Source organism: Clostridia bacterium, assembly GCA_019683875.1.
In the GTDB taxonomy this organism is placed as follows: domain Bacteria; phylum Bacillota; class Sulfobacillia; order RBS10-35; family Bu92; genus Bu92.
This window is the reverse complement of the sequence record JADGHN010000019.1, coordinates 1-22,468: the sequence shown is the minus strand read 5'-3', so window position 1 is coordinate 22,468 and position 22,468 is coordinate 1. Positions and strand designations below refer to the sequence as shown.

Below are 22,468 nucleotides of genomic sequence, written 5' to 3'. Positions count from 1 at the left end.
CACACGGGGCTGTACCGGGAGACGGAAGGACACGAATATTACCTTCGAAACTTCTTGCAGATCCAGGGCAACTACGGCTTCCACGCGTACAAGATCAACGACGCCACGGACGAGGAGGAGCCGGGCCCGACGCACGGCTGCGTGAACCTGCCGGCCGGCGACATGGAGGCCCTCTACCACTGGGTCAAGATCGGCACGCCCGTCGAGATTCGCTACGTGAACGCGGACACGGCGGGCACCTCCTGAACCGCCCGGGAACGGCGCGCGGGCGGACCGGCCGCCGGCGGGCGGCGGCCGGCGGTCGACGCGGACCGGGGCGGCCGGATGCGTCCGCTTGGGCGGTCAGCCGGGGCGTGCGACGCCCGCGTACCGCGCCATGCGCAGAAGCGCGTCCTGGCCGCGCATGCCGGGCGTGATGCCGATCGCCTGGGCCGCGTCGGTGACCGATTCGAGGGGCGCTTCCAGGAGGTCGTCCAACGTGCGGACGCCGATGGCGCGCCCGGCGATGATTCCGCGATCGCTCAGCCTCGTGTTGAGAAGGTTCACGTCCAACGCGCCGCACATGATGTAGCCGTCGCCCGCCGTCGCGGCGATCAGCCGGGTGCGCGGCAGCTCCACGACGACTCCGATGGCCGTGCAGCCGGGCAGGTCCAGCGGCTGAAGGGTGACCACTCGCTTCACCTCCGGTTCCTCGGGCCGCCCGTCCCGGGCGGCTCCCCGTCATGCTACGCCGCCGCAGGCCTGTCCCGTGCATTCCGGGCGCGCGCCGTCGGGATACAATGCCCAGGGGGTGACGCGATGGTCGTCAGCGGCCGCGCCCGTCTCGGGCGGCGGACAAAGGCCCTCGTGCGCAGCCTGATACCCGGCGAGATCGCCGTCCTGGCCCACCCGGACCTCGACCGCGTCGCCGCCCAGGCGCTGCTCTCCGCCCGGGTGAAGGCGGTGATCAACGCCGCCCCGTCCGTGACCGGCCGGTACCCGGCGGAGGGTACGGACCTGCTGCTGGAGGCCGGCGTCCCCGTGATCGATTCCGCCGGCGAGGCTGTCTTCGACCTCATCCCGGAAGGCGCGCCGGTGCGCCTGGACGGCGATGCCATCTGGGTGGACGACCGTCTCGTGGCCCGCGGCCGGCGCGTCACGCGGGAGACGCTCGAGCGGGACCGCGCCGCGCACCGCGCCCGGTTTCACGCGAACTTCGTCGCGTTTTTGAAGAACACGGTGGAGCACGCCGACCGGGAAAAGGAGACGCTGCTCGGACCGCTGGAGGTGCCGCCGGCGCGCGTGCCGATCCGCGGCCGGCACGCGCTCATCGTCGTGCGGGGGCTGGACTTCCGCGCCGACCTGGAGACGCTTCGCACCTACATCCGGGACGTGCGTCCGGTCCTCATCGGCGTCGACGGCGGCGCGGACGGGCTCCTGGAGTTCGGCCTGCGCCCGGACGTGGTCGTCGGCGACATGGACAGCGTGGGAGACGAAGCCCTGCGCAGGGCGCGGCAGATCGTCGTTCACGCGTATCCGGACGGCCGCGCCCCGGGCCTGGAGCGGGTGAGGCGGCTCGGCCTGGAAGCGGACATCCTCCGCGCGCCCGGCACCAGCGAGGACGTGGCCCTGCATTTCGCCTACGACCACGGCGCGAGGCTCCTCGTGCTCGTCGGAAGCCACTCCGGGTTCGTGGACTTCATGGAAAAGGACCGCGCCGGCATGGCCAGCACCCTGCTGACGCGGATGAAAGTCGGCCACATGCTGGTCGACGCCAAAGGCGTCCACCAGCTCTATCGGACCTCGTTCCGGCCGGGATACCTCGTGGCGCTGACCGTCGCGGCGCTCATCCCGGCCGGGCTCGTGGCGCTCGCCTCGCCGCTCATGCGCGCCGCGGTGAGCCTCCTGTACTGGAAGGTCCGCCTGTGGTTCGGCTGGTAGGAGGCACGCCATGATCGACTGGCGAACGCACGCGCTCTCCCTCGTGGCGGTGTTCCTGGCGCTCGGTCTGGGCATCGCCATCGGCGGGATGATGGGGTCCAAGGCGGAGGCCGTCATCGCACAGCAGGAGGACGTGATCCATCAACTTCACCTGCGGCTGGCCGACGAGGAGGCGCAGCTCAAGCAGGCGCAGGCCACGATCGACGCCCAGCGCCAGCAGGCGGAGGAAGGGCAGGCCACGTCCGGCCGCCTCACGGCGGAACTGGTGCGCGGGGTGCTCGAAGGCCGCTCGGTCGGGGTCGTCAACGTCGGGGCGCCCGACCTTGAGGGACGGGCGCTGGAGGCGGTGCGGGCGGCCGGCGGCGGGTGGAGCTTCGTGCTGACCATGGACCCCGCCCTCCTGCGGGGCGCGGATGAGACGCTCGCCGCGCTGGCCGCCCAGGAGGGACGCTCCCAGCCGCTGGAGCGATACGTGGCCGCCTGGGCGGACGAGGCCCTGACGGCGCCCGGGACGGAGATCGACCGCGCCGTGAAAGCCGGCGCCGTCACGTGGGTGGCGTCGGCGCCGGGGCCGCTTGACGGCCTCGTGGTGCTCTGTCCCGAGGCGCTCACCCCCGCCCAGTGGCGGCAGCTCGTGCAACCCTGGCTGGACGCGGCGGCCCGGCTGAAGCTGCACGCGGTCGTCGCCACCGACGGGGACGCCGTCGCCGCGATGGCGCGCAACTTCTGGAGCGCCGCCACGGCGACCGTCGACCACCTGGACCGTCCGGAGGGCGAGGTTGCGCTCGTGCGGCTGCTGGCGGGCGCGGACGGCCACTACGGGACCGAGCCGGCGGACAGGGGATGGTGGCCGCGGGAGGCGGGGACGCCGAGCGCGGGGACGGGTCCGAGCCGGTGATGGTGACGGTCATCATTCCGGCCTACAACGAGGAGGAGCGCGTCGCGGACAGCGTTGCGGCGGCCTTCTCCCTGCCGGGCGTGCGGGAAGTGATCGTCGCCGATGACGGGTCGCGCGACGCGACTGCGGAACGGGCGTCGGCGGCGGGCGCGCGCGTCCTGCGACTGCCGCATCGCGGCAAGGGACAGGCGGTGGCCGCGGCCGTCAAGGAGGCCAGCCAGCCGTTCACGCTCCTCGCCGATGCCGACCTCGGCGCCACGATTCGCCACTTCGCGCCGCTCATCGAGCCGGTGCGGCGCGGCGAGGCCGACATGACGATCGGCGTCTTCGGGAAGGCGGGCGCCGGGGGCGGCGTCGGGGCCGTCCTGCGCCTCGCGCGATGGGGCGTGCGGCGCCTGTCGGGGCTCACGCTCGCCGCGCCGCTGTCCGGGCAGCGGGCCGCGCGGACGGAACTCCTGCGCTCCGTGCGCTTGGAGCCGGGCTTCGGGCTCGAGGTGGGGCTCGACATCGACGTGGCCCGCCGCGGCGGCCGCGTGGTGGAGGTGACCCTGCCGGTCTCGGCCGCGCACGCGGTGACAGGCAGGTCGGTGCGCGGATTCATCCACCGCGGGCGGCAGTTCCTGGCCGTGGCGCGGGCGCTCTGGCGGCGGCGCGGCGGCCGTGCGGCGGGAGGCTCATGATGGCGGGGGACATTCCGATGGCGTGGGCGGCGTGGATCGTCGCGGCGGCGGCGTCGGCCGCGGGCGCCGCGTGGAGCGTGCGGGCGTTCCCCCGGCGGGGCTGGGTGGCGCGGAACTATCGAGGTCAGGCGATTCCTCTCGGCGCCGGCTGGGCATTCGTCGCCGCCGGGATGCTCGGCGGGTGGCTCGTTGGCGCTTGGCGGACGACACCCTCGTGGACGTGGTGGGCGGGGCCGCTTGTCCTGGCCGTGCTCGGATGGCTGGACGATCGGTGGGGCAGCGCGTCGGAGAAAGGGCTCCGCGGTCACCTGCGGGCGCTCCTGCGGGGACGGGTGACGACCGGCGTGTGGAAGCTCGCCGGCGGCGGCGCGTTCGCCCTCGTCGCGGCCGCGGCCGTGCATCCGCCACACGGGGCGGGCGGGACGGCCGCATGGCTGGCCGACGCTCTATTGGTGGCCCTCTCGATCAACGGGCTGAACGCCTTCGACCTGCGCCCAGGACGGGCCGTCAAGGCCTGGCTGGTCCTGGTCGGGGCGGCGTGGCTCCTCGGCACGCGCTCCGCGTGGCTGCCGCCGTACCTTGCGGCCGTGCTCGGTTTCGCCGCCTGGGATCTGCGCGCTCGGGCGATGATGGGCGACACCGGCTCGAACGCCTTGGGCGTCCTGGCCGGGCTGAGCTGGCTCGGGGTGCCGGATCGGGCGGCGCGCCTGACCATGCTCGTGCTGCTGGCGCTGTTTCACGTCTGGATTGAGCGCCGCTCCCTTACCGCGTGGATCGAGTCGCACCCCTGGATCCGGTGGCTGGACCGGCTCGGCCGCCCGGCGGACCGGTAGGCGCCTCAGGGCTTGCCGAGTTGCTCGCTGACGCTGCCGAAGAACGCGGCCGCCACCATCGTGAGCATCGTCGCCGCGGCGACAACCCCCGAGTCGTTGAGCGCGATCACCGCAAACGTTCCAAGGGCGTACCCGAAGGCGCCGACGCGCAGCGCCGGCTGCTCGGCCCACAGCCGCCGCATCGGCTCCGGCGACCAGAGCATGAGCATGGCGCTGCTGGCGAGGAACACGGCGAGGAGCTTCGTCCAGATCGTGAGTTGGATGAGCCGCCACTCCATGGCCAGCTTGCCCACGGCGATGCGCACGAGCGGCGCGGGCCCCGCATGCCAGACCTCCAGGGCCAGCCGTCCCACGTGGGAGGGGTGGCCCCTTCCCAGGATGATGTCGAGCGTGACCATCAGCGCCGCGACACCGACGAACCCGAGCGCGGCCCAGAAAAGGTCCAGCCAGTCGATGCGGCGGCGCACGGCGTAGAGGTACGTGGGCACGAACGCAAGGACAGCAGCCGTCGCGCCCCCGAAGTTGGCGCCGCCCCCGGGCCAGGCCAGGAGCCCCACGCACGTGGCCATCAGCAAGAGCGCCCCCCAGTGGCCTCGCCTCGGCCAGCGCTCCAGAAGTCCCACGGTGGCGACGAGCACCGCGCCGATCCAGACGCCCATGAACTCGTTGCCAATGCCGTAAAAGCGTGCGCCGGAGAGGGCCGAGTACCCCAGGTACGACCACCGCGTCCACGCGCCGGCGCGCAGCGCATCGGCCGTGAGGAGCGCGGCGGCCACGAGCGAGAGGGCGTACAGCCCACCGACCGGACGGCGCCACACTCGCGCGCCAACCCATGCGGAAAGGAAGACCAGGAGCAGCGCGGCTCCCGCCGTATCGGCGACGCCGGACGCGAGGCCGCGCCACGGCGGCCACGGGGAGCCGACGGCGAGCAGCGTTCCAGGACCGAAGGCGGCCAGCAGGAGGAACAGCCAGCCGACCCACCTCAACGGGCGCCGCCCGGCCACAAGCGCGATGCCCGCCGTGGCGACGGCGACGAGGTAGACGAGGATCCAACCCTTGATGAGCTCGGGCCGGAGGCGGTCGATGGCCACGGAGCGGTCGTGCACCTGCCGGGCGAGCGTCGCGCCGTCGGACGCGCCGGGAATTCCGGCCGCCGCCACGGATGCCGGAACGACGTACGCCGGCCGCCCGGTCGCTTCGACCGGAGCCGTCAACCCGAACCACGCGGCGACGGTGGGAAGCAGGTCGCTGGCGGTCACCAACCCCGGACGGCGCGTGCTGGGCGAGACGACGAGACCCGGACCGCCCGGCCGTCCCCAGACGGCGAACGGGGTCAGCGTGTCCTGCGCCAGCCCGGTGGCCTCGCGCGGCACCGGCGAAAGCAGCACGAGCGCGTCCCGCGACGGGTCGAGCGAGGACATCAGGAACGCGAGCAGGTCTCCCAGCCGGTGGAGGGCGGCCGCGCGCTGCGCGGCGGCGACGGCGTCGGTGGTCCACGCCGCGTACGAACGCTGGCGCCACAGGTCGCCGTCCTCGATGGCGACGAACCTCGGCCCGCCGGCATCCGGCGCCGGCAGGGAGCGCCACCAGCGGCGGAGCTCGTCGAGGTCCGTGTCGATGCCGTACGGCGCGTCCGCCCGCATTCGCAACGTTCGCTCGGACACGTCGCCCATCGCCACGAGGCCGCGGCGGTCGGCGAGCATGACGGCGGCGCCGCGTTCGACCTGGCCGGGGATGTCCGCGTTGCCCCACACCGCCGTCTGGATCCCGGCGGAGCGGAGAAGGTCGCCCAGCGCGCCCGGCCCCCCTCCCAGGTTCGCGTTGGCCCGCTCCAGCGCGGCCATGCGGGGCACGACGACGGCGCCGGCCGGAGCCTCGACGCCCGTCCGCCGGAGGAGCACCGACGCGGCCACGCCTTCCGGCGTCACCTCGGCAGCGTCATACGCCTCCGGCGGTCCGGTGGCCTCCGCCTGCGCGCCGGCGCCGAGCGTGAGATAGGACGCCACGCGCGTCGCGTTGCCCCCGCGCACGTTGACGGACGCCCAGGCGGCGCGGTTCGTGAAGTTGCGCAGCGAGGGGACCGGCGCGGTCACGTCGCTCCACGAAAGGTCCGGGACGACGACGACCACGGCGCGCCGCACGGCGTTTCCCGGGGCCGCGGCGGCGGCGGCGGGGAGGAGGGACAGCGCGAGGGCAAGGCCGAGCCATCCGGCGAGAGCGACCCGTCTAAGCCTGATGCGCATGGGTGCCGTCCCTGCGGGCGCTCTTCGCCACGACGCCGTTCCGGCGCGCGGCAGGGCAGAGGTCCGCCAACGCGCAGTCTTCACAGCGCGGCCTGCGGGCGTGACAGACCTGCCGGCCGTGGTAGATCAGCCAATGATGCGCGTCCGCCCAGTCCTCACGGGGAATGCGGCGCATCAGCTGCCGCTCGGTCTCTTCCGGAGTCTTCGCGCGGGCGAGGCCGAGCCGGTTGGCCACGCGGAACACGTGCGTGTCGACGGCGATGGCCGGAATTCCGAAGGCGTTGGCCAGGACCACGTTCGCCGTCTTCCGCCCGACTCCCGGGAGGGCCTCGAGGGCCTCGCGGTCGCGCGGCACCTCGCCGCCGTGCCGCTCGACGAGGAGGCGCGCCGTCTGAACGATGTGCGCGGCCTTGGTCCGGAAAAGGCCCACGTCCCGGATCTGCTCCGCGAGCTCCTCGGGCGACAGGGCGGCGAAGTCCTCCGGCGTGCGGTGCTTCGGGAACAGCCGCGCCGTGACCTGGTTGACGCGCGCGTCCGTGGACTGCGCCGAAAGCATGGTGGCGACGAGCAGCTCGAACGGAGTGGTCCAGTGGAGTGCCGTCTTCGGGTTCGGGTAGAGCGCGCGCAACCGCTCCAGGATCTCTCGATGACGTGCGCTGGCCATGGCATCATGCTACCACGACGCGACTAGGCGTTGGGAAGCCAGCCGGACGTCGTCGTCCACGGGGCGGGCAGGCGCGGGGCCCAGAGCGGCTGGCCGTACCCGTCGTTTGCGCCGAGGCGCCGCGGCGCGTCGGGGAAGGCGACGACCCACATCGTGCGGTACGCGCGCCCGGCGCCGCGCTGCTCCACGACGAACGCCGCGCGGCGGCCGTCCGGCGCCGGGGCGAGGGCCACGATCCGCGAACCCGCGCGGAACTTGGACAACCGGCGCCATTCAAGGCGCTGCGGGTCGAAGGCCCAGAGGTCGGCGGACGGCGTCGGGCCGGCCGTGTCGGAAACCAGCGCGGCGAAGAGAAGCGGATCGGACGACGAGGCCGACCCACCCAGCGTGGCGGGACGCCACCCCGGCGGCAGCGGCGTCCAGGCCTTCAGCCGCCCGTCGAGCGCGAGCGACCATAGGCGCGGATCGCGGGGTTGCGCCGGGGCGGCCGCCCAATCGAGCCGCGCGTACGCCGCGAACACGAGGCGGTCGCCGACCCATGCGAGCCCGGCGGCCGGCGACACGGCCACCGCCTGCGCCCGCACGCGCCCCGTATGCGCATCAGCGATCAGGACGGCGCCCGCGCGCTCGTCGCCGCTGTCGCGGCTGGCTGCGACGAAGCCCACGTCCGCTCCGCCGGCCGACCATGCGACGGCGCGGACCTCGCGCGCGGGCGGCGCCTCAAGGTTCACGACGTCGTGGACGTCGGTCCACGCCACGAGCGGCGGGCCTTCCAAAGGCAGCACGAGCACGGCGCGGTGGTTCGGGCTCCACGTCAGGCGCGGGGCGAGGGGCGGCAGGCGTTCCCCCGGCAGGGGCGCCGTCTCCGGCAACGGCGCCGTCCACTCCGCGGCCCCGCCATCGTCCGTGGAGCGGACGTGCAGCGTCTCGCCGTCGTCCGTGCGCTCGATCCACGCGAGCGTCCGGCCGTCGCCCGCCAACGCCCAGGCGGCCACGCGGCCGTCGGGGCAGGCGGGTGGGCAGCGGCGCAACTGCACCTGCCGGCCGGATGGGGAAAACGCGACGGCCGCACCGCCATTCGTGGGCGCCAGCAGCCACGCGCCTCCGGCGGGAGCCCCCGCCGGCCACCGCGCCGCCGCGAACCACGCTCCAGCGCACATTGCGGCAATGGCGGCCGAGATCGCGATCCAGCGCAGCGCTCGCGTGCGACGCGGCACCGTGAAACGCCTCCCTCACGTGGCGTTTTCACGGTTATGGCGGCCACGCGGTCGCTATGCTTGAGGCGGCCGGAGCGTGCCGGTCGCGCCGCGCCCCGCCGCGGGCGCTACGCGCGCACCTCGATCTGCGGCCGGTTCAACACCTTGCTTCCGGGCGGCACCGACTCAATCAGCCACACGTTGCCCCCGATCTCGGAGCCGCGGCCGATCACCGTGCGCCCGCCGAGGATCGTCGCGCCGGCGTAGATGGTGACGTCGTCCTCGATGGTGGGGTGGCGCTTCGTGTTCCGCACCACCTTGCCGCGCTCGTCCTTCGGGAAGCTGAGGGCGCCGAGGGTCACTCCCTGGTAGATTTTGACCCGGTCGCCGATGCGCGCCGTCTCGCCGATGACGACTCCCGTGCCATGGTCGATGAAGAAGTGCCGGCCGATCTCGGCGCCGGGGTGGATGTCGATGCCCGTCCGGCTGTGCGCGTACTCGGTCAGCATGCGCGGCAGCAACGGGACGCCGAGCTCCAGCAGCCGGTGAGCCACCCGGTAGATCGTGATCGCGAAGAAGCCGGGGTAGGCGAGGATGATCTCGTCCAGGCTGCGCGCGGCCGGGTCGCCGTCATATGCGGCCTGGGCGTCCTCCATCAGCGTGGCGCGCAGTTCCGGCAGCGAATCGGTGAAGGCGCGCGCCAGGTCGAAGGCGCGGTCCAGTTCAGGGCACGGGCCGTCCTGTTCCCCGCAATCCCCGCACAGCGTGTCGTGGACGAGCCGCGCGAGGTTCCACTCCAGGGCGCCGACCTCCTCGATGAGGTGGCCGAGCGTCGCGATCTTGCGATCCCGCCCGAAATGGCGCCAGAACAGCACGCGGCGCACGTCCTCCGCCCATTCGACGATTTTGCTGGCGGACGGCGCCCGCACCGTTGCCTGTTGCTCGCCTTCGAAGAGCGCGTGGGCGACGCGCGTCAAACGATCATGGTCCAAGGCCATTTGGAAGAACCTCCTGCTCGATCCGGGTTGACAGCGGCGTTCGAGGTCCTTGAGGGTATTGTACGGCGGTGCGCCGGATCCAAGGGAACATCTCGACCGAGCGCCCCGCGAGCAGGGACTGTCTCCTTTCCGGAGAAGCCTGCGACGTGCGGGAGGGATGCGAAATTTCCGAGCACTCGGCCACACTTCATCCCCAGCGACGCCGCTTCACGGTCGCCGAAGCGAACGCCCTCGTCCCTCGCCTGCGAGACTTGGTCCTGCGGCTCCGGACCCTTCACGCGGACGTCCAGAGCGAATTCGTTCGCATGGAGCGTATGCGACTCAAAGGCTACGCGCGCGAAGGCAACCTGATCCGCCTGTACGACCAGGCCGAAGCCACGGCGCGGCTGGAGCGCATGGTCGCGGACGGCAACGCCATCATCGAAGAGATCCAGAACTTCGGTTGTGTCCTCAAGGACATCGAGGCCGGCATCGTCGACTTCCCCGCGGAGATCGACGGCCGTCCGGTCTATCTCTGCTGGCGGTGCGACGACCCATGGGTCATGTACTACCACGAGGTTGACGCCGGGTTTCAGGGCCGCAAGCCTCTGCCGGCGCACGTCCCGTGAATCGGCGGGCCTGCCCCGCGAGGCGGAAGGAGAGATCGACGTGCAGTATGAGATTTCGGGGCGGACGGCCATCGACGAGGCGGCCGACGCCCTCGTCGTCGGAGGCTTCGCGGGCGGCGAGCTGACGGACGCCGCGCGCGCGTGCGACGAGCGCCTCGGCGGTGCGCTCGAAGAGGCCTACGCCGCCGGTTTCGACGGGCAGCCGGGCGCGACGCGCGTCTTTTTCACCGCCGGCCGCATGCCGGCCAGGCACGTGGTCCTGGCCGGCCTGGGTCCGCGCGAGGAGACCGGCACGGAGGACGTGCGCCGCGCCGCGGCGGCGGCGATGCGGGCGGCCGAAGCCGCGGGCGCCCGGGTGGTGCGCGTCGAAGTCTTCCAGGTCGACCTGCCCGGTCACGTGACGGCGCAGGCGATGACCGAAGCCATCGGCATGGCGCTTTACCGGTTCGACCACCACCGTGCGGCCGCGGCCGGTCCGCGGGTGGAGACCGTCGGCATCCACGGCGAGGGGACGGGGTTGGCGGCCGGCGTTCGGCGCGGGCGCACCCTCGCCGAAGCGGTGGCCCTGGCGCGCGACCTCGCGAACGAACCCGGCAACGTCCTGCCCCCGCGGGCTTTCGCCGAGCGCCTTCGGACGCTTGCCCAGGAGACGGGCCTGTCCATCGAGGTCTGGGACGAGGAACGGCTGGCTGCCGAGGGTTGCGGCGCCATTCTCGCGGTCGGCGGCGGCAGCGACAACCCGCCCCGCCTCGTCGCGCTGCGGTATTCCTGCGGACAGACGGGCGCCCCCCTGCTCGCGCTCGTGGGCAAGGGGATCACGTTTGACGCCGGCGGCCTGTCGATCAAGACTGCGGCCGGCATGGAGACGATGCGCATGGACAAGTCCGGCGCGGCGGCCGTGGCCGGCGCCATGCGGGCGATCGCCGAGCTGCGGCCCGGAATCGACGTGCTCGGCGTCGTCGCTCTGGCGGAGAACGCGATCAGCGGCCGCGCCTACCGCCCGGGCGACGTCATCCGGACTCTGTCGGGCAAGACCGTGGAAGTCGCCAACACGGACGCGGAAGGCCGCCTCGTGCTCGCCGACGCCATCACGTACGCGGTCCTCCAGGGCGCACGCTGGATCGTCGACATCGCCACGCTCACCGGCGCGGCCGTCGTGGCCCTGGGCCGGGAGATGGGCGTGATCATGGCCAGCGACGCCGACCTGGGCAGCGCCGTCCAAGCCGCCGGCGCCGCCGCCGGCGAGCGCTTCTGGCCGCTGCCGGTCGACCCGGCGTACCGGGAGCTCATCAAGAGCTCGTACGCCGACATCCGCAACGCGGCGCGGGAACGGGAGGCCGGCTCCATCGTGGGGGGCATGTTCCTCCGGGAATTCGCGGAAGAGACGCCCTGGTGCCATCTCGACATCGCGGGCGCGGTCAGCGGCCAGAAGCGGCCCTACCACCCGGAGGCCAAGGACCTCGCCAACGGTTTCGGCACGCGCACGCTGGCGCTCCTCGCGGAACGCCTCGGCGCGGAGCAAGCCGAGTGAGCGCCGGTTGACGGGACGAGCCCGCCCGCGGTAGGGTGGGTCTGGATTCGGCCGAATCCGAAAATCGATACGCGACACGCCTTCGGGGCAAGGTGAGGGGCTTCGGCCCCAATTCCTGACCGGCGGTAGCGCTCGCAAGGAGCGGAGCCCGCGAGCGGCGCGGCAGAGCCGCGGCCGCAGATCCGGTGGAGAAACGGCGCCACGCCGTTTCCAGTCCGGAGCCGACGGTACAGTCCGGATGGGAGAAGGCGCGGGACGCTTTGCGTCTCCATGCCCCGAGCCGTCCATGGGTCGGGGTTTTTTGTTCGCCCCGGGTGTGTACGCCTTTGGAGGCGTCACACAATGAATCCTGTCGTTCACCGCACCCGGCGCGTCGTGCTGCCCGGCGTGCTTGGCGCGCTCGGTTTCGTGCTGATGTATGTGGCCTTCCCGTTGGGGATCTTCCCGAGCTACTTGACGTATGACCCTGGCGACGTGCCCGCGTTGCTGGTCGGCCTTGCCCTGGGACCGTGGGCCGGGCTGGCCGCGGAGGTCGTGAAGAACGCCTTGAGCTTCCTCTTGCAGGGTGCGACGCCCATCGGCATCGCGGCCAACACTCTGGCGGGCGGCGTGTTCGTCGTCAGCGCCGCCGCGCTCTGGTCCGCGGGAGGCCGGCGGAGCGCCGGTTGGGCCCTCGCGGGCGCCGCGCTGCTCGTCTCGATGGTGATGGCCGCGGCGAACGCGCTCGTCTTCCTGCCCGCCTGGGGAGTGCCGAGCGCGCAGGTCCTCCCGACCGTGTGGGGCGCGATCCTGCCCTTCAATCTGGTCAAGTTCTCCCTTTCGTCCGTCCTCGCCTACGCCGTCTGGGCGCGCCTGGGCGCGCGCCTGACCGCGAGCGCGGGGACGGCCGCCGCCGGTGCGGCAGCGGTCCAGCCGGCCGGCGCGGCCGTCCCGGAACCGGCGCCCGGACGGGCGGACGCCCTCAGGGCGAAGGGGACCCGCGGCAGCGCGGAGTGACTCATGCGCGGAGGCCGATCTCCCGTTCGACGGACGTGAGCGCCTCGTCGAGCACGTCGAGCGCCTCGTCCAGTTGATCCTTAGGCGTGGCCAGCGGCACGAGCACGCGGACGCAGTTGCCCCAGACGCCCGCGCTGACGAAGATCGCGCCGTTGGCCAGCGCCTTCTGGATGACGCGCTTCGTCTCTGCCGCGGCCGGCTCTTTCGTTTTCCGGTCGCGGACCAGCTCGATCGCGACCATGGCGCCGAGACCGCGCACGTCGCCGATCAGCGGGTGGCGCTCCTGCAGTTCGCCGAAACGCGCCATGAGGTGCTCCCCGCTCTCCCGCGCGCGACGGAGAAGGTCCTCTTCGCGGAACGCGTCGAGCACCGCAAGGCCCGCGGCGCAGGCCACGGGGTTCCCCACGTACGTCCCGCCGATGGATCCGGCCGGCGCCGCGTCCATGACCTCCGCGCGGCCGAAGACGGCGGAGAGCGGCATGCCGGCGGCGATGGACTTCGCCAGCGTGACGAGGTCCGGTTGGATGCCGAAGTGCTCCGCGGCGAACATGGCGCCCGTCCGGCCGAACCCCGTCTGGACCTCGTCGTCGATCAACACGATGCCGTGCTCGCGCGCGATCTCCTGCAGGCCGCGCAGGAAGGAGGCCGGCGGCACGATGAAGCCGCCCTCGCCCTGCACGGGCTCCACGACGATCGCCGCCACCGTGTCCGGGTCGACGGTGTGCTCGAACATTCGGCGCAACTGGGTAAGGCACCGCTCCGCCTCAAGGTCCGGGTCGCCCGTCTCGCTGCGGTACACGTACGGGTAGGGCGCGCGGTAGACCTCCGGGACGAACGGCGCGTAACCCTTCTTGTACGGGCGAATGCGGCTCGTCAGCGACATGGCCATCCAGGTGCGCCCGTGGAAGGCGCGCTCAAACGCGACGACCGCCGGCCGGCGCGTGTACGCCTTGGCGATCTTGACCGCGTTCTCCACCGCTTCCGCGCCGGAGTTGAAGAATGCGCCCTTCGCCGGATGGGGCACGGGCACGAGTTCCGCCAGCCGCTCGGCCAGTTCGATGAGGGACGCATACGGAATGACCGTGAAGTCGGTGTGGATGAACCGCGCGGCGTGTGCCTGAATCGCTTCCACGACGCGCCGGTGGGCGTGGCCCACGTTCAACGCGCCCAGCCCGCCGCTCAAGTCGATCAGGCGGTTGCCGTCGACGTCCGTGACCAGCGCCCCTTCCGCACGTTCGACGACGATCGGCGCGTGGATGTCGAAGGCGTCCGCGACGGCGCGCCGCTTCGCCTCCAGCAGCTCACGGGACCGGGGGCCCGGCAGTTCGGTCTTCAGTTCGATCCAGCGCTTCACGTCAGCGTCCCCCTCATCTCTGGGCTTGCGCCAAAAGTCTACACGAAGGCGCTCGGCGGGCGCGACACGGCGGGTATAATGCCAATGCGAGAAGGGGGGCGCGCCCTTGACGATCGACAACCCTTCGGCCGAGCCGGCCGCACAGGAGCGGCCGCGCATCCCTCCGGGACAGTACGTGACCCAACGCTGGCCGGTGCTGCACTACGGCGACGTGCCGAAGGTCGACCTGGCCACCTGGCGCTTCCGCATCACGGGGCTCGTCGAGAACCCCTGCGAGTGGACGTACGAAGAGATCCGCGCCATGCCGGCGAAGACGATCACGCGCGACATCCACTGCGTCACGCGCTGGAGCCGGCTGGACGCCACGTTCACCGGCGTTCCCGTGCGCGACATCGTCGCGAAGGCACGCGTGAAGCCGGAGGGTCGCTTCGTCATCGTCCACGCGGAGGAAGGCTGGACGACGAACCTGCCCGTCGAGGACCTTTTGCGGGAGGACAACCTCCTCGCCTGGGCGGCGGACGGCGAGGAGTTGACGCCGGAACACGGCTGGCCGCTGCGGCTCGTCGTGCCGCACCTGTACTTTTGGAAGAGCGCCAAGTGGGTGCGCGGCTTCGAATTCGTCGAAGAGGACACCCCGGGCTTCTGGGAGCGGTACGGCTACCACATGCGGGGCGACCCGTGGAAGGAAGAGCGCTTCCAGTAGGCGTTCCCTGTCGGAAACGGTCGACAGGCAGAAGGAGCGGTGCCGAAGCGAGTCGAAGCGGGAGGCGGAGTTGGCAGAGGAGTGTCCGCTGTGGCCATCCGCCGTACCGAAGATGAAGGCGCCGTCTCCTCGCGGGCCATGCCGCCCGCGCGACCGATGCGCATCGATGGCGTCACGCTGTTGCGCGCCGCCGGCGGGCGCCTGCAGGTCTGGACGAACGACGGCCGGGTGCTGCACTGGCGCGTCCGGCCCTGGGACATCGTCCTCGTGGGCGTCTCGGGGGGCAATCCGCCGCGGCCCGCCCGGCGCCTGGGCCTGACCGTGCGTTTCGAACACGGCGCCACGCTCGTGTTGGAGCGGCGCGGCCGCCGGGTGGCGGTCGCCATCGCGTCCGTTCGAGACCGGAACGCGGCGCGCGCGGGCGAGTTCACGAATCAGGAGAGGGTATTTGATGACGACGCCGAGTCTGCCCCGAGTCACGCCGGAAACCTTTGAACGCGAAGTGTTGCAGCGCGGCGGCTCCGTCCTCGTGCTCTTCGACGACGGCAGCGACGTGTCGAGGACCCTGGCCGGCGTCCTCGCCGCCGCCGTCCAGGGACGCGCCGACCGCATCTCCGGCTTCGTCGCGGACGCGGACGCGTTCGCGGACATGCGCCGGCAATACGAGGAGCAGCGCCACGCGGTCGATACCTACCATCTCGACCTGACCCCGGTCATCGCGCTGTTCCGGGGCGGCAAGCTCATCACCACGTTTGAACCCTGGCTCCACTATCACGGCCGGCGCCTCTGGCGCCAGGACCTGGCCGGCCAGTTCGAGACGTTTCTGACGAAGATGGTGGACTACGACCCGTCCAAGGTGCACGTTCAGAAGAACCTGCAGCTCGACCTGGACTGAGGCTCAACTCCGCGCCCGCGGAGCCCGATAACAAAAGAGACACGGGCGATCATGCCAGGGCGGGGAGCGTGGACCGTTGGACATCACCGTCATCATCGGCCTCCTTCTGGCCCTCGTGGCCATTCTTGGCTCCAACGCCATGGAAGGCGGCCATCTCGCATCGTTGCTCAACCCCTCCGCGGCGCTCCTGGTGGTCGGCGGCACGCTGGGCGCGACGATGATCAGCCACAACCTCGAGGACATCGCCGCCATCCCCCGTCAGTTGCGACGGGCGCTTCAGCGGCCGCGCATCGACCTGCTCCAGCTGGCGGAATGGCTCGTGGAGCTCGCGCAGAAGGCGCGGCGCGAGGGTTTGCTCGCGTTGGAGGCGGACATCGCGCGTGCCGAGGACCCGTTCTTGGCGCGGGGGTTGCAGCTTGTCGTCGACGGGGCGGACCCGGAGATGGTGAAGAACCTTCTGGAAACGGAGCTTCTTCTGACCGAGCGCCGCAGCCACGGCGCCGCGGCCGTCTTCGAGACGGCGGGCGGGTACGCGCCGACGATGGGCATCATCGGCACGGTGATGGGACTCGTGCACGTGCTCAGCAATCTCACGAACGCGGAAGCGCTGGGCCCGGCCATCGCCGTGGCGTTCCTGGCCACGTTCTACGGCATCTCCACCGCCAACGTGATCTGGTTGCCGCTCGCGGCCAAGCTCAAGGCGCGCGGGGCGGAGGAGCTCGCCATGCGGGAGATGGCGTTCGAGGGCATCCTGTCCATCCAGCAGGGGGACAACCCCAGCCTGCTCCGCGAGAAGCTGCAGGTCTTCCTGCATTCGGCGCGCTCCCGGGCGGGTTCGTCCGGCGAATCGGGGGAGGACGTTGCGTAGGGCAAGGGGCGTCACGGGCAGTGGCGGAGGCGGTGGCGGCGGCGCCCACGACAACACGGGCGCCATGCGCTGGCTGCTGACCTACGCCGACCTGATCACCCTGATGATGGTGTTCTTCGTCGTGCTGTACTCCATGTCCAAGCTGGATCAGCAGCGGTTCATCACGCTCAGCAACGCGTTGAAGCAGAGCCTGTACGGCCAGTCCAGCGGCAACGCGGTCATCGCGACGACCGCCAAGCCGGCGCTCGTCCCGGACAGCCTGCCGGAGCAACAGACGCTGGCAGACCTCGGGCGCGAACTCGCCGAGCAGGTCGTGAAGGCCGGGCTCGCCGACAAGGTCCGCATCGAACTCTCCGACCGCGGCCTGGTCGTGAGCTTCAGCGCAGAGGCGGCCTTTTTCAAGCTCGGCAAGGCCGACCTGCAACCGGCCTTCAAGAGCCTCCTCCTCAAATTGGCGCCATTGCTCAACCGCGTTCCGAACGCCATCGAGATCGACGGCTACACGGACGACCTGAAGATCAGCACGGCGGAGTTCCCCACGAACTGGGAGCTGTCCGCCCGGCGCGCCACGAACGTGGTCCGGTTCCTGTCCGAGTCGGGCGGCCTCGATCCGCACCGGCTGAAGGCGGTGGCGCTGGGCGAGTTCCACCCGAAGTACCCGAACGACTCGGACCAGAACCGCGCGCGCAACCGTCGCGTGGACCTGGTCGTGCTGAGGGACACGTCGGGGGGCACCGGCGTGGACATCCCCATCCTGGACACCCTGGCCTCGCCGCCGGTCTTGCCGAGCGAGGCGCAGCCTGCGCTCCCGCCCTCCCGTTGACCCGCGGCGCCGCGAGCGCCTTCGTCCGGCGCGCGCCGGTTCAGGTTCCGGAGGGCGCCGCGCCCTCGGGCCCTTCGAGCGGCAGGACGGCGCCGTTCACCACCGCGGCTTCCGGCGACAGCAGCCAAAGGATCACCCGCGCGATGGCGAGCGGCGAGACCCATGTCCGCCGGTCCGCGTCGGGGCGGCCCCGCCGGTTCGCTTCCGTGTCGATCACGCCCGGCGCCAGGCAGTTGACCGTGACGCCGGTGCCGCGCACGTCCTCGGCCAGCGCTTCGGTCAGGCGCACGACGGCGCCCTTGGTGACGCCATACGCGGCGAGCGCGGCGCGAGGGTGAAGGGCGGAGCGGGCGGCGACCAGCACGACGCGACCGTGACCCTGGCGCAGCATGTGCGGCAGAACCGCGCGGGCCGCTACGAACGCGCTGTCGACGTTCGCCTGCCACAGGCGGCGCCACTCGTCGACGCCCGTCTCGTACGCCCGGCCGCCCGCGAAGGCCCCGACGAGGTTCACGAGCCCGGCGACGCGCCCGAAGCGCGACGCCGCGTCCTCCACAAGGCGCTCCATTCCCGCCGCGTCCGTGGCGTCGACCGCTTCGGCGAACACCCGCGCGCGTTCTTCATTCAGTCCGGCCTCAAGCTCCGCGCGGGCGCGCGCGGACCGGTAGGTGTACAGCACGATGCGGCCGGCCCTCGCCAGTTCGCTCACGACTGTCCGCCCCGCGCCTCCGGAGCCTCCGGTGACGATGACCACGCCGTCCATGCGCTCCGCCTCCTCACGTGGTGTCGGCGCGCCGCAGCGCACCTGAGTCATCGTGCGCGCATCCCTCGTCACGGCGCAAGGCGGCCCGGACATATCCGCCGGACAGTCCTCATATAGATCCGGCGAAGGGAGGGTGGACAGCATGCAGCGCGCAACGCGGCGGAAGGTTTGGGCGGTGGCGGCCGCTGTCGCGGCGGTGCTGGCGTTTGGGACGGGGTGCGGCAGCCTGTTCACGTCGGGCGCCGACTCGGGGGTGACGCTCGATTCGCTGGCCCAGCGCGTCGATCAACTTGAGGCGGAGATCAGCAACCTGCAGTCGCAGGTGACGGCGATGGGCGTCGGCAGCGCCAGCGAGGTCAGCACGCCCACCGGTGGCGCCGGGGCCACCCTGGCCGTCGTCGTCGCCGACGTCCTCAACGTTCGCCAGGATCCGGACGCCAATTCGCAGCGGATCGGCGTCTTGATGAAGGGCGCGAAGGTGACGGTGGAGCAGGTCGAGGGCGACTGGACGAAGATCAACTTCAACAACACGCTGGAAGGCTGGGTTGCTTCCCAGTACTTGAAAGCCTCCGGCAAGTGACCGCGGGCGACACCATTCGGCAGATCGACCCAAAGAGGACGGAACGGCGACCGTCCTCTTTCCCTTTGTTTCACTCGCGTTTCGAGCCTTGACGCGCTTGGACCCCCTCATTAGAATGAACGTCGAATTGCATCACAGGGACCTAGTTTCGCTTAAAGGGTTGGGGCATCGGCCGCGTGCGGCCGCTGTGCCCGACTTCTCCCCCGTGGCGAAAACGATGGCCCCGTCCGGCTTGAGAGAGCCGGGATCCAGCAGGGCAATGGGGGGGTTTTTTTATGGCCATGGAACTGGGTTCTCACGAGACGCGCGGGCGGCACATCCTCCTCGATGTGTGGGACGTCGACTACGACACCCTCAACGACCTCGAAACCGTCAAGGACACCATGCGCCGCGCCGCCGTCGAGTGTGGCGCGACGATCGTCGACGACTCCTTTCACCGGTTCCCGGTCCAGGGGCTGAGCGGCGTCGTCGTCCTGGCGGAGTCGCACATCTCCGTCCACACGTTTCCCGAACACGGTTATGCCTCATTCGACATCTTCACATGCGGCGACCACATTGAGCCGGCGGTCGCCTGCGAGTACATCGTTCGCCGGCTCAACGCCGGGCGTCACTACGCGCGCTACTTTGTCCGCGGCGACGAGCAGGGCATCTTCGAAGCGCACGACTTTGCCCTGGCCCGCCAGAAGACCTCCTGAGCGCGGCCCCCTCGACCGCGCGTCCGTTGTCCCGAAAACCCGCACCCTGTGCGGGTTTCTTGTTTTGTTAAATATTCTCGCCGTCGCGCAGGAATGGGCGCAGTGGCGGCCGCCGCAAAATACTCGTGAACTCCAGCTGGAGGAGGTGACGAAATGGCACGCGGAAGCAATACGGGCAACAGGGTTCTCGTCCGTGAAGCCGCGCAGGCTTTGGACAACTTCAAGTATCAGGTGGCCCAGGAGATCGGCGTCAACCCGCCGGCCAGCGGTTACTGGGGTGATCTGCCCGCCCGGCAGTGCGGCGCCGTGGGAGGTCACATGGTGAAGAAGATGATTGAGCAGGCGGAATCGCAACTGGCCGGCCGCACGTTCACGCGGTAACGTCGTGATGCGGGTCTGCCGAAAACATCGAGGGGTCGTCGAGCCGGCGACCCCTTCTTGTCATTCCCGCGGCGCAGAACGGCGCGACGGTGCCAATTGGCAGGAAGTGTGCGATGATGATGGCGAAGCTGACGGCGTGGGGGTGCCACGCATGGCCGAAGAGGAACGGATCAATCCGGACGAGACGCGCGTCCTGGGGCGGGCCTCCGGCGAAGGCCGCTCCAACCGGGAGATCCTGCTCGAGGTGTACGAGGCGCTCAGGGAGAAAGGGTACGACCCGATCCGGCAGATCGCCTACTACCTTGTCACCGGCGAACCGGTCTACATCACGGCCCACCGCAACGCCCGCAGCCTGGCCGCGCGGCTGGAGCGGGACGAGGTCATCGAAGAACTCGTCGCGTTTTACCTGAAGCATCACCGCCCATGACTGTCGCGCGGCGGCCGCCATCGCGCACGGACGCTCCGTCCCCTGGGGCGTCCGTGTTACATGTTCACTCCGGCCGCGACGCATACTAGCCCAGCGAACGTCGCATGGGATCGGAGTGAGCTGCCTTTGAAGGCGACCGGCATCGTGCGCCGCATCGACGACCTCGGACGCATCGTGATTCCGATCGAGATCCGCCGCGACATGAACATCCGCGACGGGGACCCCCTTGAGATCTTCGTCGACGAGAACGGCGAGGTCATCCTGAAGAAGTACTCCGCCGTGGCGGAGCTTGGCGATTTTGCGCGCGGCATCGTCCAGTCGTTGCACGAGACGACGTACCTGGTGGCCATGATGACGGATCGCGACACGGTGGTGGCCGTGGCGGGCGGCGAGGAGCGGGCCTACCGCGGCAAGCCGGTCGGCCCCGTGGTCATGCAGGCCATGGACGGGCGCGAGACGCTCGTGTTCACGCCCGACCGCCACGCGCACGCGGGCTCCCTGCTGGGCGAGGACGGCCCGTGTCCGTTCGCGAGCGAGGTCATCGCGCCGATCGTCGTCCACGGCGACCCGCTGGGGACGATCATCCTCGCCTCGACATCCAAGGAGAAGCCGGTCACGCAGCTGGAGACGAAACTCGCCCAGACGGCGGCCAGCTTCGTCTCGCGCCACATGGAAGAGTGAAGCACGGAAGAGTGAAGCGCGCCGCGGGGTGCGGAGCGGGGCGCGGAGCACGGCGGGCCGCGAGCCGCGGGCGAGCTAGGACCGCAGGATGCGGGGACCGCGTTCCCGCCGCCGGGCGATCAGCAGGCCGGCGACCGCCTCGACCGGCTGCTCTTCAAGCCACCGGTATAGGGATCCCATGCGCAGGGTGAACGGGGTGATCGGCAGTCCCGTGACGTCCCGGAGGCGTCGGAACAGGGCCGTCACTTGGCGCGGCGTCAAGGGATGTCCCAGCCGGGTCGTGAACAGCGCCGGGCAGCGGGGATTGCGCTCCAGCGCCACGTATTTGGCGAGCGCGTTCAGGGCCTCCGGGGCGAGGCGGCATTCCCGCGCCTCGCTGGGCCAGTACACGCGGCCCGCGGGGAAGTTGACGTGCCCGACCTCCAGGGCCAGCGCCTGACGCACCGTCGGCCCGTGGTGATAGAAGAGCTCGATCAGGGCCCGATCGCGGTACGGTGTGGCGGAGCGGGTCGTCGCCGCATAGATCAGGTCCCGCTCCCGTTCGCCGAATACCAATGCGTCCTCGATGTTCATCTTCGCGCCGAGCCTCCTGCGGCTAGTGTCCCGGCAAGGCGGGCGCGCCATGCGGTCCCGGGCGGCGACGGCGCCCGGAGAAACTTGCGACCTGCGGCAGATCCGCCCAGTCACCGGTCCGGTTGAGACATGCGCGCGTCGGTCTGCACCGTGACGGGACGCATCGGCTGCCCGCGGCGTTGCCTGGGCTGGACGGCGAGCGTGCCGCGGGCCGGATCGAGGACCGCGAGGAAGGCGGAGCGCGGCGACGGGACGCCGGCGCGACGGAGCTGGGCGGCGAGCCAGCCGTCGTCTCGCCCGATCTCGGCGAGAGCCCGGTGGTCGACGGCACCGTCGAGCACGAGATACATCGGGCGCGCCTCCGCCGGCGGCGTCAACTGGAGGTCCCGCGGCTGAACCGGACGGCTGGCCGTGACCGGCATGACGCTCAGCCGGCCGGACGGCTCGAGGATCCCCCATTCCACGTCCTCGAGGTTCTGGATGTTCTGCAGGCGAAGGTTGGACAGGAGTTCGGTCAGATTCATGCGCTGTCGCCGGAGCGCGGTCTCATCGACGATCCCGTGGCGGATCACGATCGTCGGCACCCCCTCGACGACATCGCGGACGAACGGGCTCTTGAGGTTGAGCCAGGAGAGCAGGATCTGGGCCGCTACCAGCACCAGCACCGGCAAGATGCCGACGAGCACCGGGATGCGGTCGTCCTCGATGCTGATGATGGCTGCGTCGGCGAGCATGATGGAGACGACAAGGTCCAGCGGCGCGTACGACGCGATCTCCCGCTTCCCCATGAACCTCAGAAGCACCAACAGCAGCACGTAGAAGAACGCGGCCTTCCACACCATGCCGAACGCAAGCGGCGCGAGCTGACGCACCTCCGTCACGTGAAGCCCCCCTTCATGCGTCTGCCGCCACCCCCATGAAGGCTGCCGCAGCAGACCCGATGCCATGCCTGCCGCAAGAATCCCAATTTATGGCAGGACTCCCGGGCGGTCCGGAGAATATGGATTGCCAGAATATGGCAGGAAGGGGATGGGCCGTGCGCGTGCGCATCGGCGTCGTCGTGGCGGGTGGGCTGGTCGTCGTCCTGATGGCCGGGTGGGTGCTCGCGGGCCGCGGCGCGTTCACGTTGGTGTCCGTTTGGGGAACGGAGGTGGGAGG

27 protein-coding genes are annotated in these 22,468 nt (G+C 71.0%); 18 read left to right on the top strand and 9 right to left on the bottom strand.

Features of this window, described 5'->3' with window-relative positions:
- Nucleotides 1-246 (top strand): L,D-transpeptidase (locus IRZ18_02890; protein ID MBX5476052.1); only part of this gene is annotated, 246 nt, incomplete at its 5' end.
- Between the two features lie 96 nt (nucleotides 247-342).
- Here IRZ18_02890 and IRZ18_02885 read toward each other — a convergent pair.
- A complete protein-coding gene (locus tag IRZ18_02885; GenBank protein MBX5476051.1) occupies nucleotides 343-672 on the bottom strand; it encodes a DUF1805 domain-containing protein in 330 nt (109 codons plus the stop codon).
- Nucleotides 673-798: 126 nt separating this feature from the next.
- Here IRZ18_02885 and IRZ18_02880 point away from each other — a divergent pair, with 126 nt between their 5' ends.
- Genes IRZ18_02880 through IRZ18_02865 form a run of 4 tightly spaced genes read left to right on the top strand, consistent with a single transcriptional unit; the run spans nucleotide 799 to nucleotide 4,331 of the window.
- Entirely contained in the window at nucleotides 799-1,920 is a 1,122-nt protein-coding gene (locus tag IRZ18_02880; protein MBX5476050.1) for a hypothetical protein, read from the top strand.
- Nucleotides 1,921-1,930: 10 nt separating this feature from the next.
- Nucleotides 1,931-2,818: a copper transporter gene (locus tag IRZ18_02875; protein ID MBX5476049.1), complete on the top strand. Its 888-nt coding sequence runs from the start codon at nucleotides 1,931-1,933 to the stop codon at nucleotides 2,816-2,818.
- Entirely contained in the window at nucleotides 2,764-3,498 is a 735-nt protein-coding gene (locus IRZ18_02870; GenBank protein MBX5476048.1) for a glycosyltransferase family 2 protein, read from the top strand. The genes IRZ18_02875 and IRZ18_02870 overlap by 55 nt, the downstream gene beginning before the upstream one ends.
- The gene (locus IRZ18_02865; GenBank protein MBX5476047.1) at nucleotides 3,498-4,331 is read left to right on the top strand and encodes a hypothetical protein; all 834 of its coding nucleotides are present in this window, start codon (nucleotides 3,498-3,500) and stop codon (nucleotides 4,329-4,331) included. The genes IRZ18_02870 and IRZ18_02865 overlap by 1 nt, the downstream gene beginning before the upstream one ends.
- A gap of 5 nt (nucleotides 4,332-4,336) precedes the next feature.
- On the opposite strand, the gene IRZ18_02860 is transcribed toward IRZ18_02865, so the two are convergent.
- From IRZ18_02860 to IRZ18_02845, 4 genes are all read right to left on the bottom strand, one after another.
- Complete coding sequence (locus tag IRZ18_02860; protein MBX5476046.1) at nucleotides 4,337-6,574, bottom strand: hypothetical protein; 2,238 nt, start codon at nucleotides 6,572-6,574, stop codon at nucleotides 4,337-4,339.
- On the bottom strand, nucleotides 6,558-7,238 hold the full coding sequence (gene nth / locus IRZ18_02855) for an endonuclease III (protein MBX5476045.1): 681 nt from the start codon (nucleotides 7,236-7,238) through the stop codon (nucleotides 6,558-6,560). The genes IRZ18_02860 and nth overlap by 17 nt, the downstream gene beginning before the upstream one ends.
- A 23-nt stretch (nucleotides 7,239-7,261) precedes the next feature.
- On the bottom strand, nucleotides 7,262-8,455 hold the full coding sequence (locus IRZ18_02850; GenBank protein MBX5476044.1) for a hypothetical protein: 1,194 nt from the start codon (nucleotides 8,453-8,455) through the stop codon (nucleotides 7,262-7,264).
- Nucleotides 8,456-8,562: 107 nt separating this feature from the next.
- The gene (locus IRZ18_02845; protein ID MBX5476043.1) at nucleotides 8,563-9,432 is read right to left on the bottom strand and encodes a serine acetyltransferase; all 870 of its coding nucleotides are present in this window, start codon (nucleotides 9,430-9,432) and stop codon (nucleotides 8,563-8,565) included.
- 146 nt (nucleotides 9,433-9,578) lie between these two features.
- Here IRZ18_02845 and IRZ18_02840 point away from each other — a divergent pair, with 146 nt between their 5' ends.
- The 3 genes from IRZ18_02840 to IRZ18_02830 all read left to right on the top strand — a co-directional run bounded on the left by IRZ18_02840 (nucleotide 9,579) and on the right by IRZ18_02830 (nucleotide 12,567).
- Nucleotides 9,579-10,040 carry a DUF2203 domain-containing protein gene (locus IRZ18_02840; GenBank protein ID MBX5476042.1) on the top strand — a complete coding sequence of 154 codons (462 nt, stop codon included), beginning with the start codon at nucleotides 9,579-9,581 and terminating at the stop codon, nucleotides 10,038-10,040.
- 40 nt (nucleotides 10,041-10,080) lie between these two features.
- On the top strand, nucleotides 10,081-11,571 hold the full coding sequence (locus tag IRZ18_02835) for a leucyl aminopeptidase (protein MBX5476041.1): 1,491 nt from the start codon (nucleotides 10,081-10,083) through the stop codon (nucleotides 11,569-11,571).
- A gap of 342 nt (nucleotides 11,572-11,913) precedes the next feature.
- Nucleotides 11,914-12,567 carry an ECF transporter S component gene (locus tag IRZ18_02830; protein ID MBX5476040.1) on the top strand — a complete coding sequence of 218 codons (654 nt, stop codon included), beginning with the start codon at nucleotides 11,914-11,916 and terminating at the stop codon, nucleotides 12,565-12,567.
- 1 nt (nucleotide 12,568) lies between these two features.
- Here IRZ18_02830 and gabT read toward each other — a convergent pair whose 3' ends face one another.
- Nucleotides 12,569-14,080, bottom strand: coding sequence for a 4-aminobutyrate--2-oxoglutarate transaminase (gabT, locus tag IRZ18_02825; protein ID MBX5476039.1), 1,512 nt, complete (start codon nucleotides 14,078-14,080; stop codon nucleotides 12,569-12,571).
- Here gabT and IRZ18_02820 point away from each other — a divergent pair.
- The 5 genes from IRZ18_02820 to IRZ18_02800 all read left to right on the top strand — a co-directional run bounded on the left by IRZ18_02820 (nucleotide 14,034) and on the right by IRZ18_02800 (nucleotide 17,210).
- Nucleotides 14,034-14,624, top strand: a complete 591-nt coding sequence (locus tag IRZ18_02820) for a sulfite oxidase-like oxidoreductase (GenBank protein MBX5476038.1) — start codon at nucleotides 14,034-14,036, stop codon at nucleotides 14,622-14,624. The two genes, gabT and IRZ18_02820, sit on opposite strands and share 47 nt — an antisense overlap.
- A 90-nt stretch (nucleotides 14,625-14,714) precedes the next feature.
- Nucleotides 14,715-15,119 (top strand): hypothetical protein, encoded by a 405-nt coding sequence (locus IRZ18_02815; GenBank protein ID MBX5476037.1) that lies wholly within the window; start codon nucleotides 14,715-14,717, stop codon nucleotides 15,117-15,119.
- Nucleotides 15,076-15,519 carry a hypothetical protein gene (locus tag IRZ18_02810; GenBank protein MBX5476036.1) on the top strand — a complete coding sequence of 148 codons (444 nt, stop codon included), beginning with the start codon at nucleotides 15,076-15,078 and terminating at the stop codon, nucleotides 15,517-15,519. The genes IRZ18_02815 and IRZ18_02810 overlap by 44 nt, the downstream gene beginning before the upstream one ends.
- A gap of 76 nt (nucleotides 15,520-15,595) precedes the next feature.
- Nucleotides 15,596-16,387, top strand: coding sequence for a flagellar motor protein (locus IRZ18_02805; protein MBX5476035.1), 792 nt, complete (start codon nucleotides 15,596-15,598; stop codon nucleotides 16,385-16,387).
- On the top strand, nucleotides 16,380-17,210 hold the full coding sequence (locus tag IRZ18_02800) for a flagellar motor protein MotB (GenBank protein ID MBX5476034.1): 831 nt from the start codon (nucleotides 16,380-16,382) through the stop codon (nucleotides 17,208-17,210). Before IRZ18_02805 ends, IRZ18_02800 begins: the two co-directional genes overlap by 8 nt.
- Nucleotides 17,211-17,250: 40 nt before the next feature.
- Here IRZ18_02800 and IRZ18_02795 read toward each other — a convergent pair whose 3' ends face one another.
- Nucleotides 17,251-17,973, bottom strand: coding sequence for an SDR family NAD(P)-dependent oxidoreductase (locus IRZ18_02795; GenBank protein MBX5476033.1), 723 nt, complete (start codon nucleotides 17,971-17,973; stop codon nucleotides 17,251-17,253).
- A gap of 142 nt (nucleotides 17,974-18,115) precedes the next feature.
- Between IRZ18_02795 and IRZ18_02790 the strand changes: the two genes are divergently transcribed.
- The 5 genes from IRZ18_02790 (at nucleotide 18,116) to IRZ18_02770 (ending at nucleotide 20,737) form a co-directional block, all read left to right on the top strand.
- Entirely contained in the window at nucleotides 18,116-18,553 is a 438-nt protein-coding gene (locus tag IRZ18_02790; GenBank protein ID MBX5476032.1) for an SH3 domain-containing protein, read from the top strand.
- Nucleotides 18,554-18,828: 275 nt separating this feature from the next.
- Entirely contained in the window at nucleotides 18,829-19,248 is a 420-nt protein-coding gene (gene speD / locus IRZ18_02785; GenBank protein MBX5476031.1) for an adenosylmethionine decarboxylase, read from the top strand.
- A 153-nt stretch (nucleotides 19,249-19,401) separates the two neighbouring features.
- Nucleotides 19,402-19,629 (top strand): alpha/beta-type small acid-soluble spore protein, encoded by a 228-nt coding sequence (locus IRZ18_02780; GenBank protein MBX5476030.1) that lies wholly within the window; start codon nucleotides 19,402-19,404, stop codon nucleotides 19,627-19,629.
- Nucleotides 19,630-19,780: 151 nt separating this feature from the next.
- Nucleotides 19,781-20,056, top strand: coding sequence for an IreB family regulatory phosphoprotein (locus tag IRZ18_02775; protein MBX5476029.1), 276 nt, complete (start codon nucleotides 19,781-19,783; stop codon nucleotides 20,054-20,056).
- Nucleotides 20,057-20,182: 126 nt separating this feature from the next.
- Nucleotides 20,183-20,737, top strand: coding sequence for an AbrB/MazE/SpoVT family DNA-binding domain-containing protein (locus IRZ18_02770; GenBank protein MBX5476028.1), 555 nt, complete (start codon nucleotides 20,183-20,185; stop codon nucleotides 20,735-20,737).
- Between the two features lie 75 nt (nucleotides 20,738-20,812).
- On the opposite strand, the gene IRZ18_02765 is transcribed toward IRZ18_02770, so the two are convergent.
- Both IRZ18_02765 and IRZ18_02760 read right to left on the bottom strand, forming a co-directional pair.
- Nucleotides 20,813-21,310 carry a tyrosine-type recombinase/integrase gene (locus IRZ18_02765; GenBank protein MBX5476027.1) on the bottom strand — a complete coding sequence of 166 codons (498 nt, stop codon included), beginning with the start codon at nucleotides 21,308-21,310 and terminating at the stop codon, nucleotides 20,813-20,815.
- 110 nt (nucleotides 21,311-21,420) lie between these two features.
- Nucleotides 21,421-22,191: a DUF421 domain-containing protein gene (locus IRZ18_02760; protein MBX5476026.1), complete on the bottom strand. Its 771-nt coding sequence runs from the start codon at nucleotides 22,189-22,191 to the stop codon at nucleotides 21,421-21,423.
- Nucleotides 22,192-22,468: the final 277 nt, after the last annotated feature.

Coding starts and splice junctions, on each gene's coding strand:
- IRZ18_02880 (MBX5476050.1), top strand. CDS start 799: ATGGTCGTCAGCGGCCGCGCCCGTCTCGGGCGGCGGACAAAGGCCCTC.
- IRZ18_02875 (MBX5476049.1), top strand. CDS start 1,931: ATGATCGACTGGCGAACGCACGCGCTCTCCCTCGTGGCGGTGTTCCTG.
- IRZ18_02870 (MBX5476048.1), top strand. CDS start 2,764: ATGGTGGCCGCGGGAGGCGGGGACGCCGAGCGCGGGGACGGGTCCGAG.
- IRZ18_02865 (MBX5476047.1), top strand. CDS start 3,498: ATGGCGGGGGACATTCCGATGGCGTGGGCGGCGTGGATCGTCGCGGCG.
- IRZ18_02860 (MBX5476046.1), bottom strand. CDS start 6,574: ATGCGCATCAGGCTTAGACGGGTCGCTCTCGCCGGATGGCTCGGCCTT.
- nth (MBX5476045.1), bottom strand. CDS start 7,238: ATGGCCAGCGCACGTCATCGAGAGATCCTGGAGCGGTTGCGCGCGCTC.
- IRZ18_02845 (MBX5476043.1), bottom strand. CDS start 9,432: ATGGCCTTGGACCATGATCGTTTGACGCGCGTCGCCCACGCGCTCTTC.
- IRZ18_02830 (MBX5476040.1), top strand. CDS start 11,914: ATGAATCCTGTCGTTCACCGCACCCGGCGCGTCGTGCTGCCCGGCGTG.
- gabT (MBX5476039.1), bottom strand. CDS start 14,080: ATGCGCGGCCGCTCCTGTGCGGCCGGCTCGGCCGAAGGGTTGTCGATC.
- IRZ18_02810 (MBX5476036.1), top strand. CDS start 15,076: ATGACGACGCCGAGTCTGCCCCGAGTCACGCCGGAAACCTTTGAACGC.
- IRZ18_02795 (MBX5476033.1), bottom strand. CDS start 17,973: ATGGACGGCGTGGTCATCGTCACCGGAGGCTCCGGAGGCGCGGGGCGG.
- IRZ18_02790 (MBX5476032.1), top strand. CDS start 18,116: ATGCAGCGCGCAACGCGGCGGAAGGTTTGGGCGGTGGCGGCCGCTGTC.
- speD (MBX5476031.1), top strand. CDS start 18,829: ATGGCCATGGAACTGGGTTCTCACGAGACGCGCGGGCGGCACATCCTC.
- IRZ18_02780 (MBX5476030.1), top strand. CDS start 19,402: ATGGCACGCGGAAGCAATACGGGCAACAGGGTTCTCGTCCGTGAAGCC.
- IRZ18_02775 (MBX5476029.1), top strand. CDS start 19,781: ATGGCCGAAGAGGAACGGATCAATCCGGACGAGACGCGCGTCCTGGGG.
- IRZ18_02765 (MBX5476027.1), bottom strand. CDS start 21,310: ATGAACATCGAGGACGCATTGGTATTCGGCGAACGGGAGCGGGACCTG.